The sequence below is a fragment of the Alkaliphilus oremlandii OhILAs genome, from assembly GCF_000018325.1.
GTDB classification, from domain to species: domain Bacteria; phylum Bacillota; class Clostridia; order Peptostreptococcales; family Natronincolaceae; genus Alkaliphilus_B; species Alkaliphilus_B oremlandii.
Window position 1 is genome coordinate 54,610 of record NC_009922.1, and the last position, 13,495, is coordinate 68,104.

Annotated in this window: 8 protein-coding genes, 1 tRNA gene, 4 rRNA genes and 1 riboswitch; of the genes, 12 read left to right on the forward strand and 1 reads right to left on the reverse strand. The window is 40.7% G+C overall.

From position 1 onward, the window contains the following. The first annotated feature begins 27 nt into the window (after positions 1-27). Both rrf (CLOS_RS00275) and CLOS_RS15735 read left to right on the forward strand, forming a co-directional pair. Positions 28-144 (forward strand): 5S ribosomal RNA (gene rrf / locus CLOS_RS00275). A gap of 341 nt (positions 145-485) precedes the next feature. After that, complete coding sequence (locus CLOS_RS15735) at positions 486-656, forward strand: hypothetical protein (RefSeq protein ID WP_156774364.1); 171 nt, start codon at positions 486-488, stop codon at positions 654-656. A 54-nt stretch (positions 657-710) separates the two neighbouring features. Here CLOS_RS15735 and CLOS_RS00280 read toward each other — a convergent pair whose 3' ends face one another. Then, a complete protein-coding gene (locus CLOS_RS00280) occupies positions 711-1,343 on the reverse strand; it encodes a GNAT family N-acetyltransferase (RefSeq protein ID WP_012157931.1) in 633 nt (210 codons plus the stop codon). A 152-nt stretch (positions 1,344-1,495) separates the two neighbouring features. After that, positions 1,496-1,628, reverse strand: a riboswitch (cyclic di-AMP (ydaO/yuaA leader). A 172-nt stretch (positions 1,629-1,800) separates the two neighbouring features. On the opposite strand from CLOS_RS00280, the gene CLOS_RS00285 reads away from it, so the two are divergent. From CLOS_RS00285 to rrf (CLOS_RS00330), 10 genes are all read left to right on the forward strand, one after another. After that, positions 1,801-2,007 carry a hypothetical protein gene (locus tag CLOS_RS00285; RefSeq protein WP_041718838.1) on the forward strand — a complete coding sequence of 69 codons (207 nt, stop codon included), beginning with the start codon at positions 1,801-1,803 and terminating at the stop codon, positions 2,005-2,007. Between the two features lie 158 nt (positions 2,008-2,165). After that, complete coding sequence (locus CLOS_RS00290) at positions 2,166-2,648, forward strand: QueT transporter family protein (RefSeq protein ID WP_012157932.1); 483 nt, start codon at positions 2,166-2,168, stop codon at positions 2,646-2,648. A 109-nt stretch (positions 2,649-2,757) separates the two neighbouring features. Beyond that, entirely contained in the window at positions 2,758-4,626 is a 1,869-nt protein-coding gene (locus CLOS_RS00295; protein WP_012157933.1) for a sigma 54-interacting transcriptional regulator, read from the forward strand. A 324-nt stretch (positions 4,627-4,950) separates the two neighbouring features. Next, on the forward strand, positions 4,951-6,732 hold the full coding sequence (gene iorA / locus CLOS_RS00300) for an indolepyruvate ferredoxin oxidoreductase subunit alpha (RefSeq protein ID WP_012157934.1): 1,782 nt from the start codon (positions 4,951-4,953) through the stop codon (positions 6,730-6,732). A 1-nt stretch (position 6,733) separates the two neighbouring features. Beyond that, on the forward strand, positions 6,734-7,324 hold the full coding sequence (locus CLOS_RS00305) for an indolepyruvate oxidoreductase subunit beta (protein WP_012157935.1): 591 nt from the start codon (positions 6,734-6,736) through the stop codon (positions 7,322-7,324). Positions 7,325-7,537: 213 nt separating this feature from the next. Next, entirely contained in the window at positions 7,538-8,251 is a 714-nt protein-coding gene (locus CLOS_RS00310; protein WP_012157936.1) for a YczE/YyaS/YitT family protein, read from the forward strand. 306 nt (positions 8,252-8,557) lie between these two features. Next, positions 8,558-10,069, forward strand: a 16S ribosomal RNA gene (locus CLOS_RS00315). Positions 10,070-10,130: 61 nt separating this feature from the next. Continuing rightward, a tRNA-Ala gene (locus CLOS_RS00320) sits at positions 10,131-10,206 on the forward strand. Between the two features lie 176 nt (positions 10,207-10,382). Continuing rightward, positions 10,383-13,319, forward strand: a 23S ribosomal RNA gene (locus tag CLOS_RS00325). Positions 13,320-13,367: 48 nt separating this feature from the next. After that, positions 13,368-13,484, forward strand: a 5S ribosomal RNA gene (gene rrf / locus CLOS_RS00330). Together the 16S, 23S and 5S rRNA genes with 1 tRNA gene alongside form the textbook arrangement of a ribosomal RNA operon. Positions 13,485-13,495: the final 11 nt, after the last annotated feature.

Below are 13,495 nucleotides of genomic sequence, written 5' to 3' on the forward strand. Positions count from 1 at the left end.
AGTTTTGAGAGTACTATCTCTCAATGATATCGTGGCTATAGCGAAGGGGTCACACCTGTTCCCATACCGAACACAGTAGTTAAGCCCTTCAGCGCTGATGGTACTTGGCGGGAAGCTGCCTGGGAGAGTAGGTCGCTGCGATATATTTAAAAGAAGAAGCATGGCTAATATGGCTATGCTTTTTTTATTTTAAGCACTTGAATTCTAAGCTTCATCTAGAATTCAGTGGGCCATAAAGTTTGTGAGCCTAAGCGAACAAATTTTATTTTTGCAATTTGAAATTTTATAAATATACGATTGCAAAATAATGCAATAGACATTAAAAAATTTTAAAGTAAAATGATATATTTAAGCAGGATTTTTAAAATATAAGTAGAAATTATATATAACATAAGTATTCTATTCGATTGGAATTTTAATCAAGAGTAAGTCTTATTTGTAGATATACTTAAAATATAATTCAATATTTTAAAGGAAGTGGAGTCTTGAATACCAAAAAAATTATTAATTTAGATGAGTATAGAAACAAAAAAAACAACAGAAAAGATAATCAACCAAATAATATAAATAGCTCAAAAGAAATAGAAGATGATCGTAAAAATACATTCGATTTGTTTATGAAGGTATTAAAAACAATGAGACAAGAATCCTACTAAAAAGACTAGACCATTTTATTAGTGGTCTAGTCTTTTTTTTAATGTAATAGGATTTTAAATGGATTTATGATAAATAAGTGTTGTCAGTACTTGATTGAGATAATCTTCGTACCTCATTCCAGCTAAGGTGTAATTTTGCTTTATCCTAAAGGATAATGAGGCAAAATTTGGCGTTGGACTGATAATGGTCTCCGCAAAGATATCGTGGATCCCCTTTGCTTTGATATCGGGTATTAATTTTTTATATAACTCGCTACCGATTCCTTTGCCGGTTAAATGGGACAAAATTGCAGTTTTATCAATTAATATAAAATCATCCGTTTTATTAATATCAAAATCTGGCTTCCAATAAACTTCCTCGGTCCATCCTTCGTTATATTTCAACCACTGCTCTTTCGTATAAGCGATTAGAAATCCAACGATTTTATTATAATTTTCAGCTACATAAAAATGATCCAACTCAAAAATTTTCTCCAATAACTGTGCTTGATAATGCTTAGGATTCGAAGCGTAATCGTCTATTAGAAAACCTTGAGTTGCTTCTTTTTTATTGTTTCCAACAGAACATGCGATACTATAGATGCTGTGCAAATCCCTTGGACTGGCTTTTCGAACCTTTATGCCATCTTTTCTACTGATGAATTCATTCTCCAAAATATTAATGTTTTTAAGTTTTAATTGATCCATAAAATACCTCCCTTGAATAATTTTAACAGGTGTAAATGGTACGGAAAAATAAGAGTTAGATGTTAAAGATATTGAAGGAGAGAAAAATAGAATCAAATAAAATAAAAAGACTATAAGAAACTTATAGCCTGAAAAGTATATACAGTGCTTTTAGTCTCCCCTTTCAACGCTTACGAGGTTAGCTGACGGATTCGGATCGAAAGAGTTGACCCGTCTCATAGATATGAGATTCACCCCAAAATAATGGTTCCCCCGCTTCTTAAAAGAATTCAGCGCTATGTATATATTTGTTCATATATACATCAATAAACTCAAATATTGATTGCATATATTATAATATGAAAATTGTAAAAAGTCAATAAAAGGATAGAGATTTTATTTGATGTATAAAATTAAAGTGGAAGGCTAAATCTAATGAATAGGAATACTAAGAACTATAGCGGAAAGGAAGTTTTTTATGTCAGGTGAATTTGACTATCCCATTATCGACGATTTTCAACAATTGTATGAGGATGGGTATCGATGCATCAATTATGAAGTTAATGCAAATGATGATCAGTTTACAGTGTATTTAAAGAATTTTGAACAGGAAAAAACCATGGTATTAAAATGTTGTCCTAAGGAAGGTATGATATTAAAAAACTATATAGACAGAATCTCCTAGTGATTGGGGCTATATTAATTATTATATAGCGCTTTTTCATATGACAATAAAAGTGGGATGTTAAAAAATAACTTCCTATTATGATCAAAATATGTTATATTGATATTTATGTCAGTTCGCAACCATCCTGACAATAAACAAAACTAGGAGGAAGAAAGATGAAAATGAATAAGAGTAAGTTTTTGACGCAAGCTGCCATGATCGCAGCAATTTATGTGGTCTTAGTGGAGGTTTTTAAACCCATAAGCTACGGAATCATGCAGATAAGGATTGCAGAGATATTAACGGTACTGCCTTATTTTACTCCGGCTGCAATACCGGGGCTAACGGTAGGTGTTATCATATCCAATGTTATTGGACCCTATGGTTTCCTTGATATTGTTGTAGGGAGTTTGGCAACTTTAATTGCTGCCTATTTAACCCATAAGATTGGAAGAAAATTATGGGCACCGTTACCACCGATTATAGTAAATGCTATTTTTGTTGGTCTTATGCTATATTATATATTCTTAGGGTCTCCAGATGAAATGCCACTAACTGCAATTATGGGTTGGGTAGCTTTAGGACAGGTTATTGTATGCTATGGTTTAGGATATCCGTTTATGGCTATTTTAGATAAGTATAAAAATAATATTTTTTAGAATATCAAATTAATAACAAACTTAAATAGAAGGTAGAATAAGTAATTTACATTGCTTGTTCTACCTTTTACAATATAGGTAGAACAGTTTTGAAGAAAGGAGCTTTCCTATGGATAAAAAAATAGGAGTCATTGCGTCTGATGAAGAGTTAAAAAGTAGAATCATTGAATTGTTTAGGGACGATGTTCAGCGTGGTAAGATCATGATCGATGTTTTGGATTCGGATACGATCGATGAGCAAGGACGAATCCTAGAAGGTAAAGGGGCACGGGCAATTATCGCCAGAAGTGGGGGATATAAACACACGGTCGGTAAAGTGAATATTCCAGTGATCCATTTAAATGTAACGACTCCTGATATTATACAGGCCATAGTAACGGCAAAGAAATACAATAAGGATATTGTTCTGGTCATATCAGATTTAGACTACTTTGATTATGACTCATGGAAGGATTTGATGAATGCGAATATCATTCTAGAAAGATTTCATAGCAAAGATGAAATTTACGAGAGGGTCCTAAAGTACAAGGACATAAAAAAAGAGGTCGTAATCGTAGGTGGTGGCATACCTTGTTCTTTAGCTCGAAAATGGGGCATGGATAATGTCTTTATCAATGCCAGTAAAGAATCGATCTATGAGGTCATGGGGCACGCAAAGGAGGTTATTGATAATTTATATGAACAAAAATATAATAATACGGTTCTAAAAACCATATTGGATGAAGTTCATGATGCGGTCATTGTGATGAATTATGAGGGAAAGGTTCGATTATATAATGAAAGAGCGATGGAACTACTGAAAAAAGATCGAGAAGAAATAATTGGAGGCAATTTATCAGAGGTTCTACCAGAGCTGAACTTTATCAAAGATGCCTTTGAAAGAAAAATAGATATTAGTAATAAGATCATGACGATAAAGAATATTACGATCACAGTCAACACTTCAATACTAGTAATGGATGGAAAAACAGAAGGAATTTTATGCACCTTTCAAGATATTAGTAATTTACAGAGTTTAGAGAAGAAAATACGACATGAATTAAATAAAAAGGGATTGATTGCTAAATATACCTTTGATGATGTTGTAGGTTTTAGCCATATTATGGAGGAAGTCGTGGGGAAGGCTAAAAAAATAGGGCAAAGTGATAATACGGTCATCATATACGGTGAGAGCGGAACGGGAAAGGAGATATTTGCCCAAAGCATCCATAATATCAGCAAAAGAAGTAAAGAACCTTTTGTAGCAATCAATTGTGCTGCCATTTCAGAAAATCTTTTAGAAAGTGAACTCTTTGGATATGAAGAGGGGTCCTTCACAGGTGCAAGAAAGGGAGGAAAGCCGGGGCTGTTTGAGATTGCTCACGGTGGAACCATTTTTTTAGATGAAATCAACAGTATCTCCTACAGCTTGCAGGGAAAACTGCTGCGTGTATTGCAAGAGAAGGAGACCATGAGGATTGGATCGGATTACGTTATTCCATTAAACATTCGAATCATTGCAGCAACTAATGAAGAACTAAAGACCATGGTAGAGGAAGGAAGGTTTAGAAAGGATTTATTTTATCGGTTAAATATCTTAGAACTGCATATTCCTCCTTTGCGTGAGAGAAAAGAGGACATCCTTCCACTGTTTAAATATTTTATGGGGGATATTGCGAAAGACTTGAGCTATGAAGTGCCCTCTGCTATAGAGGAAAAACTTTTAGCCTATCGGTGGCCTGGTAATGCAAGAGAGCTAAGAAATATCGCGGAAAGATACATCATTTTTAAAGAGATCGATATTGATTCAAAGGAAATCCATAAAAATCCAAGCAATATAGAGAACGATAGTATCTGCATCAATTTAAGAGAAATCAACCGATACGTAGAGGAAAAGGTAATAGAAATGCTTGTTAATCAAGGAATGACAAAGACAGAAATTGCAAATATTTTAGGTATTAGCAGAACAGCATTGTGGAAAAAAATTAAATCGGAGTAGATTGTCCAACTAGAGAACTGAAAAGATACTTATACGGAGCGTTCATAAAACATAACATGATGATAACTTTAGTTAACACATAGATTTTATAAAAGGCATAAATTTTTAACAAGAGATAGGGCAATAAAATTTCAAAAGCATATTGTAAGAATACTGAAACTATTTAGAATACATAGTTTGAGACGGAATGAAGTTAAATTCACAGGACAACTAAATCTATAGAAACCATTAAAAAATACAGGATAATATCCTGTATTTTTGGCATTAAAGTTGCATATATAATTATATACCTATGTCCAATAGAAAAATACAAGGAGTGAGGTCATGAAGAAATTATTAACAGGAAATGAGGCTATTGCCAGAGGTGCATATGAAGCTGGCGTTAGATATGCTTCTGCATATCCAGGAACACCAAGTACTGAAATATTAGAAAACATTGCACTGTACAAGGGGGATATCTTAGCTGAGTGGGCTACCAATGAGAAGGTTGCTTTAGAAGCTGCCATCGGAGCTTCCATTGCAGGTGCTAGATCCATAGCATCCATGAAGCATGTCGGTGTAAACGTTGCATCAGACGCATTGTTTACTTTTGCTTATACTGGAGTGAATGGTGGCATGGTTTTAGTCACTGCTGACGAGCCTGGACAACACTCATCTCAAAATGAGCAAGACAATAGAAACTATGCAAAGTTTGCAAAGATTCCTATGCTAGAACCATCCAATAGCCAAGAATCTAAGGATATGATTAAGACGGCTTTTGAAGTTAGCGAGAATTTTGACACCCCTGTTTTGGTAAGAGTAACGACAAGAATCTGTCACTCCAAAGGAATTGTTGAATGTAGCGAAAGAGAAGATGTGGCAATCAAAGAATATGTAAAAGATATTACGAAATATATAACGGTACCTGCCTTTGCCCAAAAGATGCGTGTGAAAATTGAAGGTAGAACCCAGCGATTATTAGAGTTTTCTAACACCACTGACTTAAACTATATTGAATGGAACGATACAAAGGTAGGGGTAATTACTTCTGGTGCAGCTTATTCATTTGCGAAAGAAGTATTTGGAGATTCCGTATCCTATCTAAAGCTTGGATTTACCTATCCCCTCCCTACAGAAAAAATCAAGGAATTCGGAAGTAAGGTAGAAAAAATCTATGTGATTGAAGAAAACGATCCATACATTGAAGAGCAAGTTCGAATTTTAGGTTTTGATTGTCTTGGCAATAATTTCTTCCCTCCCTATGGAGAAATGACACCAGATGTTATAAGAAAGGCAGTATACGGCGAAACTAAAGAAACCCTTGAGTACGACCGAGTAAAAGTTGTTCCAAGGCCACCAACACTATGTGCAGGATGTCCTCACAGGGGATTCTTCCACCAGATAGGAAAAAGGAAAAACGTGATGATAGCTGGCGACATCGGATGTTATACTTTAGGCTTTGCAGATCCATATAATGCCATGGACTTTAACATGTGTATGGGAGCTGCTTCCAGTACAGGTCATGGTGCACAGCAAGTATTTAATATGACCGAGAACCCGAAGCGTGTAGTTTCTGTAATGGGAGACTCGACCTTTTTCCACACTGGAATCAATGCACTGATGGATGTATCCTACAATGGCAGCAATACTGTTACAGTAATATTAGATAATAGAATTACTGGAATGACTGGGCATCAGGATAATCCGGGAACAGGATATACATTGCAAGGAAAAGAAGCGAAGGAATTGGATATTAAAACCTTGGTACTAGCCTGTGGTATCGAACATGTTGTACAAATCGATCCAAACGACTTAACTGCAATGAAGAATGCCTTGGATTGGGCCCTAAGCCTAGAGGAACCTTCTGTTATTATTACGAGATGGCCTTGCGTTCTTAAAAGGTTGACTACACAGGATAAGACAGAATTTAAGGGTGTATTCCAAGATCGATATAGCGTGAACCATGAGGTATGTATCGGATGTAAAGCCTGCGTTAGAACAGGATGCCCTGCCATATCTTTCGATACTGAGCATAAAAAATCCAGTATTAATATAGAACAATGTGTAGGCTGTAGTGTATGCTATCAGGTTTGTCCTGTAAAAGCTATAGGAAAGGTGGAGGCATAGTATGGTTAAAAGTATTCTTTTGGTTGGTGTAGGCGGACAAGGTACAATTCTTGCCAGTAAACTATTGACAACGGGCCTTATGGAAGCTGGATACGATGTGAAAATGAGTGAAATTCATGGTATGTCCCAAAGAGGAGGATCTGTATCATCTCAGGTTCGATACGGTGATAAAGTAGAATCCCCTGTTATTGAATTGGGAGGAGCAGATATTCTTGTGTCCTTTGAAAAAATGGAAGCAATGAGATGGCTGGAATATTTAAAGCCTACTGGAAAAGTGATTGTAAACAACTATGAAATCGGTCCGGTTTCGATACTTTCTGGGAAAATCCCATACCCGAAAGGCATTGTAGAGGAAATTTCTAGTAAGGTAGATACTATGATCATAGATGCGGCTGAAGAAGCAAAAGAACTAGGAAACTCTAAGGTTATGAACATTATTTTATTAGGAGCAACTGTAAAATCAATGGGACTTGAAGATATCGACTGGGAGAAACTAATAAGGGAAAATGTAAAGGAAGCATTTGTGGATATCAATATCGAAGCATTTGCCTTGGGCATGCGCTTAGCAAACGGTATAGAGTCCACGTTATAAGAAAAGCTTTTATAGAAGCGTTAAAAGGAAGCTTTTCTTGAAACTCAATTACGGTAAAGTTCTCCTTTTGGAACGCATTATAAGTAGAACTTTCCTATTCATTATAATATAGAGTAAGAGTTCCTATTTTCATATGGTAGAAGGTAGGAACTCTTCCTTGATAATAAAATTTAGATAGAATACATTAAGATAAGAGATTTTCAGGAGGAATCTATGAAAAAAGTAAGAATTTATAATTTCTTTATATTTCTGTTGGGCTTGTTTTCCCTGACCCTAGGTATTGCTCTTGTGGTTAAGTCTAATTTGGGGATTTCTGTAGCGATGTCCTTTCCTTATGTTCTCAGCTTAGGTTTGACAAAACTTACATTAGGTCAGTGGAGCTATATTGTACAAGGTCTTTCTTTGGTGGTCTTGTTTTTCATCGTAAAGAAGCTGACGGTCAAACATTTAATGTCATTCGTTGTAGCCTTTCTTTTTGGGGTGACACTAGATATGTTCAATAAATTGCTGGTTCCTTTCCAAGTCTTTACGATAATGGAAAGGATTATGGTGTTTGTACTGGGATCTATAGTTATTTCTATCGGGGTTGCAGCTTTTGTAAAAAGTAATTATCCCATCATGCCTTTCGATACCTTCGTAAAAGAAGTTTCTATAGAAAAGAATATTAAATACGCTAAATTTAAAACTGGATTTGATCTAGTATGCTTAACGACTTCGATTATTAGCAGTTTCCTGTTTTTTAGAAAGATTCAGGGAGTTCATATTGGAACCTTTATATCGGCAATGGTACTGGGAAGCTCCATTGGATTTTGTATTGATCGAATGAACCGATATATAGAAGGTGTGGATTTTTTACCTCCGGACAAAACAAAAAAGGTATTAGAGTTAAAGCTTTTGAATATAGAAAAATCGGAGCGTGCATGCTAGTTTCTAAGATTTATTGTACAAAAAAATCATAAGGATTAAAGAAAATTTTTAAAAAAATTCTTTAGTCTTTATTTCTTTCTTAAATAAAACCCTGAAATTACAGTGTTTTCGACAAAAAATACGAAATAACATAAAATGTTGACAGGATATTTTAAATGTGTTATATTAAATAAGTCGCCGAAACAAGGCGGCATACGAAAAGGTCTTTGAAAACTAAACAGTATAGATTTAAGCCAAAATTTTTAAAGTCAGTTTAAAACTGAGCAATCCATTTTAAAGAATGGAACCCAGAAATTCAAACAATTTTTAATTGAGAGTTTGATCCTGGCTCAGGATGAACGCTGGCGGCGTGCCTAACACATGCAAGTCGAGCGGAGATGAAGAAGTTTACTTTGGATTCTTAGCGGCGGACGGGTGAGTAACGCGTGGGCAACCTACCCTGTACAGGGGGATAACAATGGGAAACCATTGCTAATACCCCATGACGCCTTTTGGGGGCATCCCTAAAAGGTCAAAGAACTTCGGTACAGGATGGGCCCGCGTCTGATTAGCTAGTTGGTGAGGTAATGGCTCACCAAGGCGACGATCAGTAGCCGGCCTGAGAGGGTGAACGGCCACACTGGAACTGAGACACGGTCCAGACTCCTACGGGAGGCAGCAGTGGGGAATATTGCACAATGGGGGAAACCCTGATGCAGCAACGCCGCGTGAGCGATGAAGGCCTTCGGGTCGTAAAGCTCTGTCCTAAGGGAAGATAATGACGGTACCTTAGGAGGAAGCCCCGGCTAACTACGTGCCAGCAGCCGCGGTAATACGTAGGGGGCAAGCGTTATCCGGAATCATTGGGCGTAAAGGGTGCGTAGGCTGCCCTATAGGTCAGAGGTCAAAGGCTACGGCTCAACCGTAGTAAGCCTTTGAAACTGTAGGGCTTGAGTGCAGGAGAGGAGAGTGGAATTCCTAGTGTAGCGGTGAAATGCGTAGATATTAGGAGGAACACCAGTGGCGAAGGCGACTCTCTGGACTGCAACTGACGCTGAGGCACGAAAGCGTGGGTAGCGAACAGGATTAGATACCCTGGTAGTCCACGCCGTAAACGATGAGTGCTAGGTGTTGGGGGTCGAACCTCGGTGCCGAAGTTAACGCATTAAGCACTCCGCCTGGGGAGTACGTACGCAAGTATGAAACTCAAAGGAATTGACGGGGACCCGCACAAGCAGCGGAGCATGTGGTTTAATTCGAAGCAACGCGAAGAACCTTACCTGGACTTGACATCCCTCTGACCGATTCTTAACCGAATCCTTCCCTTCGGGGACAGAGGAGACAGGTGGTGCATGGTTGTCGTCAGCTCGTGTCGTGAGATGTTGGGTTAAGTCCCGCAACGAGCGCAACCCTTGTCTTTAGTTGCCATCATTAAGTTGGGCACTCTAGAGAGACTGCCGGGGATAACTCGGAGGAAGGTGGGGATGACGTCAAATCATCATGCCCCTTATGTTCAGGGCTACACACGTGCTACAATGGCCGATACAACGGGCAGCGAAAGAGTAATCTGGAGCAAATCCTACAAAATCGGTCCCAGTTCGGATTGTGGGCTGAAACTCGCCCACATGAAGTTGGAGTTGCTAGTAATCGCGGATCAGAATGTCGCGGTGAATGCGTTCCCGGGTCTTGTACACACCGCCCGTCACACCATGGGAGTTGGAAGCACCCGAAGCCAGCTATCTAACCGTAAGGAGGAAGCTGTCGAAGGTGAAGCTAATGACTGGGGTGAAGTCGTAACAAGGTAGCCGTATCGGAAGGTGCGGCTGGATCACCTCCTTTCTAAGGAGAAATGGCGAATCTATACTGTTTAGTTTTGAGAGACTTTTGTCTTTCAAACCATGGGGGCGTAGCTCAGTTGGGAGAGCACCTGCCTTGCAAGCAGGGGGTCAGGAGTTCGACTCTCCTCGTCTCCACCAAAAATACCAACAAAAATGTTGACAAAAGACATTCGAATTGGTATTATATTATTCCGCTAAGGCGGACAGTTAGTTCTTTGAAAACTGAATAATGTTAGAGAAACAATTGATGAAGTAACAAAGAAACAAGAATGTAACTATATAATTCAATTTATGTAGTTCATATATATAGCTTTGGTCAAGCTAATAAGGGCAGAAGGCGGATGCCTTGGCACCAGGAGTCGATGAAGGACGTGGTAAGCTGCGATAAGCCTCGGGGAACTGCAAGCAAGTTTTGATCCGGGGATTTCCGAATGGGGAAACCTACTTAGGTTAATACTTAAGTATCCACTACTCAATTCATAGGTAATGGAAGACATACCAGGGGAACTGAAACATCTAAGTACCCTGAGGAAGAGAAAGAAAAATCGATTCCCTCAGTAGCGGCGAGCGAAAGGGGAAAAGCCCAAACCCATAGGGTTTTCTCTATGGGGGTTGAGGACCGGCCACAACGGAAAACTTACTGTAATAGAAGAGGTTTGGAAAGACCCACCACAGAGGGTAATAGTCCTGTATATGAAACAGTAACAATCTAGGCCGTGATCCAGAGTACCACGAGGCACGTGAAACCTTGTGGGAAGCAGGGGGGACCACCCCCCAAGGCTAAATACTACCTGGTGACCGATAGCGTATAGTACCGTGAGGGAAAGGTGAAAAGAACCCCGGAAGGGGAGTGAAATAGAACCTGAAACCTTCTGCTTACAAACTGTGGGAGCACTTTATACGTGTGACCGCGTACTTTTTGTAGAACGGGCCAACGAGTTACGGTATGGAGCAAGGTTAAGCACTTTAGGTGCGAAGCCGTAGGGAAACCGAGTCTTAATAGGGCGATATAGTTTCATGCCGTAGACCCGAAACCGGGCGACCTACCCATGGTCAGGATGAAGCGGAAGTAAAATTTCGTGGAGGTCCGAACCGATTGACGTTGAAAAGTCACCGGATGAACTGTGGGTAGCGGTGAAATTCCAATCGAGCCCGGAGATAGCTGGTTCTCGCCGAAATAGCTTTAGGGCTAGCCTCGATGTTTAGAGTTACGGAGGTAGAGCACTGAATGGTCTAGGGGCCTTCACCGGTTACCAAAACCTATCAAACTCCGAATGCCGTGAACTTTTAATCGGGAGTCAGACTACGAGTGATAAGATCCGTAGTCAAGAGGGCAACAGCCCAGACCATCAGCTAAGGTCCCAAAGTATACGTTAAGTGGAAAAGGATGTGGAGTTGCACAGACAACCAGGATGTTGGCTTAGAAGCAGCCATTCATTTAAAGAGTGCGTAATAGCTCACTGGTCGAGTGATTCTGCGCCGAAAATGTCCGGGGCTCAAACGTATCACCGAAGCTATGGATCCGCAAGGATGGTAGGCGAGCGTTCTATAGTGGTTGAAGCTGTACCGTGAGGAGCAGTGGACGCTATAGAAGTGAGAATGTTGGCATGAGTAACGAGAGGCAGGTGAGAATCCTGCCCGTCGAAAACCTAAGGTTTCCTGAGGAAGGTTCGTCCGCTCAGGGTTAGTCGGGACCTAAGCCCAGGCCGAAAGGCGTAGGCGATGGACAACAGGTTTACATTCCTGTACCACCTTAAATCGCTATTAGAGATGGAGTGACACAGTAGGATAGGTTCAGCGCACCGTTGGTTGTGTGCGTCTAAGTATGTAGGGAGTCTCGGGAGGCAAATCCCCCAAGACAATTCTGAGATACGATGGGGAGCGAAATTTAAGTAGCGAACTGGCTGATTCCACACTGTCGAGAAAAGCTTCTATCGAGAAATAAGGTGCCCGTACCGCAAACCGACACAGGTAGGTGAGGAGAGAATCCTAAGACGATCGGGAGAACTATTGTTAAGGAACTCGGCAAAATGACCCCGTAACTTCGGGATAAGGGGAGCCGATTGAGGTTGAGAGATTTACTCTCGGAGGCCTTAATCGGCCGCAGAGAATAGGCCCAAGCGACTGTTTATCATAAACATAGGTCTCTGCTAAGTCGAAAGACGACGTATAGGGGCTGACGCCTGCCCGGTGCTGGAAGGTTAAGGGGAATTGTTAGCGTAAGCGAAGCAGTGAACTTAAGCCCCAGTAAACGGCGGCCGTAACTATAACGGTCCTAAGGTAGCGAAATTCCTTGTCGGGTAAGTTCCGACCCGCACGAAAGGCGTAACGATTTGGGCGCTGTCTCAACAATAGACCCGGTGAAATTGTAATACCAGTGAAGATGCTGGTTACCCGCGACAGGACGGAAAGACCCCGTGGAGCTTTACTGCAACTTGACATTGGATTTTGGTGCTACATGTACAGCATAGGTGGGAGACTTAGAAGCCAGGACGCCAGTCTTGGTGGAGTCACCGTTGGGATACCACTCTTGTAGTACTGAAGTTCTAACCATAGACTGTGAATCCAGTCTTGGGACACTGTCTGGTGGGCAGTTTGACTGGGGCGGTCGCCTCCCAAAATGTAACGGAGGCGCCCAAAGGTTCCCTCAGCACGGTCGGAAATCGTGCGTAGAGTGTAAAGGCAAAAGGGAGCTTGATTGCGAGACATACAGGTCGAGCAAGGACGAAAGTCGGGCTTAGTGATCCGGTGGTTCCGAGTGGAAGGGCCATCGCTCAACGGATAAAAGCTACCCCGGGGATAACAGGCTTATCTCCCCCAAGAGTCCACATCGACGGGGAGGTTTGGCACCTCGATGTCGGCTCATCACATCCTGGGGCTGTAGTAGGTCCCAAGGGTTGGGCTGTTCGCCCATTAAAGTGGTACGCGAGCTGGGTTCAGAACGTCGTGAGACAGTTCGGTCCCTATCCGTCGCGGGCGCAGGAAATTTGAGAGGAGCTGTCCTTAGTACGAGAGGACCGGGATGGACACACCTCTGGTGTACCAGTTGTTCTGCCAAGAGCACCGCTGGGTAGCTAAGTGTGGAAGGGATAAGTGCTGAAGGCATCTAAGCACGAAGCCCCCCTCAAGATAAGATTTCCCATCGCGTAAGCGAGTAAGACCCCAGATAGACTAACTGGTTGATAGGCCTAGGGTGTAAGTGCAGTAATGTACTCAGCTGATAGGTACTAATAGGTCGAGGGCTTGACCAATACATTTTTCTAACATTATTCAGTTTTGAGAGTACTATCTCTCAATAATGTCGTGGCTATAGCGAAGGGGTCACACCTGTTCCCATACCGAACACAGTAGTTAAGCCCTTCAGCGCTGATGGTACTTGGCGGGAAGCTGCCTGGGAGAGTAGGTCGCTGCGATATATTTAAAGAGA

Bases quoted from the DNA above. Each gene is read 5' to 3' on its own strand.
- iorA (WP_012157934.1), top strand. From the start codon at position 4,951: ATGAAGAAATTATTAACAGGAAATGAGGCTATTGCCAGAGGTGCATAT.
- CLOS_RS00295 (WP_012157933.1), top strand. From the start codon at position 2,758: ATGGATAAAAAAATAGGAGTCATTGCGTCTGATGAAGAGTTAAAAAGT.
- CLOS_RS00305 (WP_012157935.1), top strand. From the start codon at position 6,734: ATGGTTAAAAGTATTCTTTTGGTTGGTGTAGGCGGACAAGGTACAATT.
- CLOS_RS00280 (WP_012157931.1), bottom strand. From the start codon at position 1,343: ATGGATCAATTAAAACTTAAAAACATTAATATTTTGGAGAATGAATTC.
- CLOS_RS00285 (WP_041718838.1), top strand. From the start codon at position 1,801: ATGTCAGGTGAATTTGACTATCCCATTATCGACGATTTTCAACAATTG.
- CLOS_RS00310 (WP_012157936.1), top strand. From the start codon at position 7,538: ATGAAAAAAGTAAGAATTTATAATTTCTTTATATTTCTGTTGGGCTTG.
- CLOS_RS00290 (WP_012157932.1), top strand. From the start codon at position 2,166: ATGAAAATGAATAAGAGTAAGTTTTTGACGCAAGCTGCCATGATCGCA.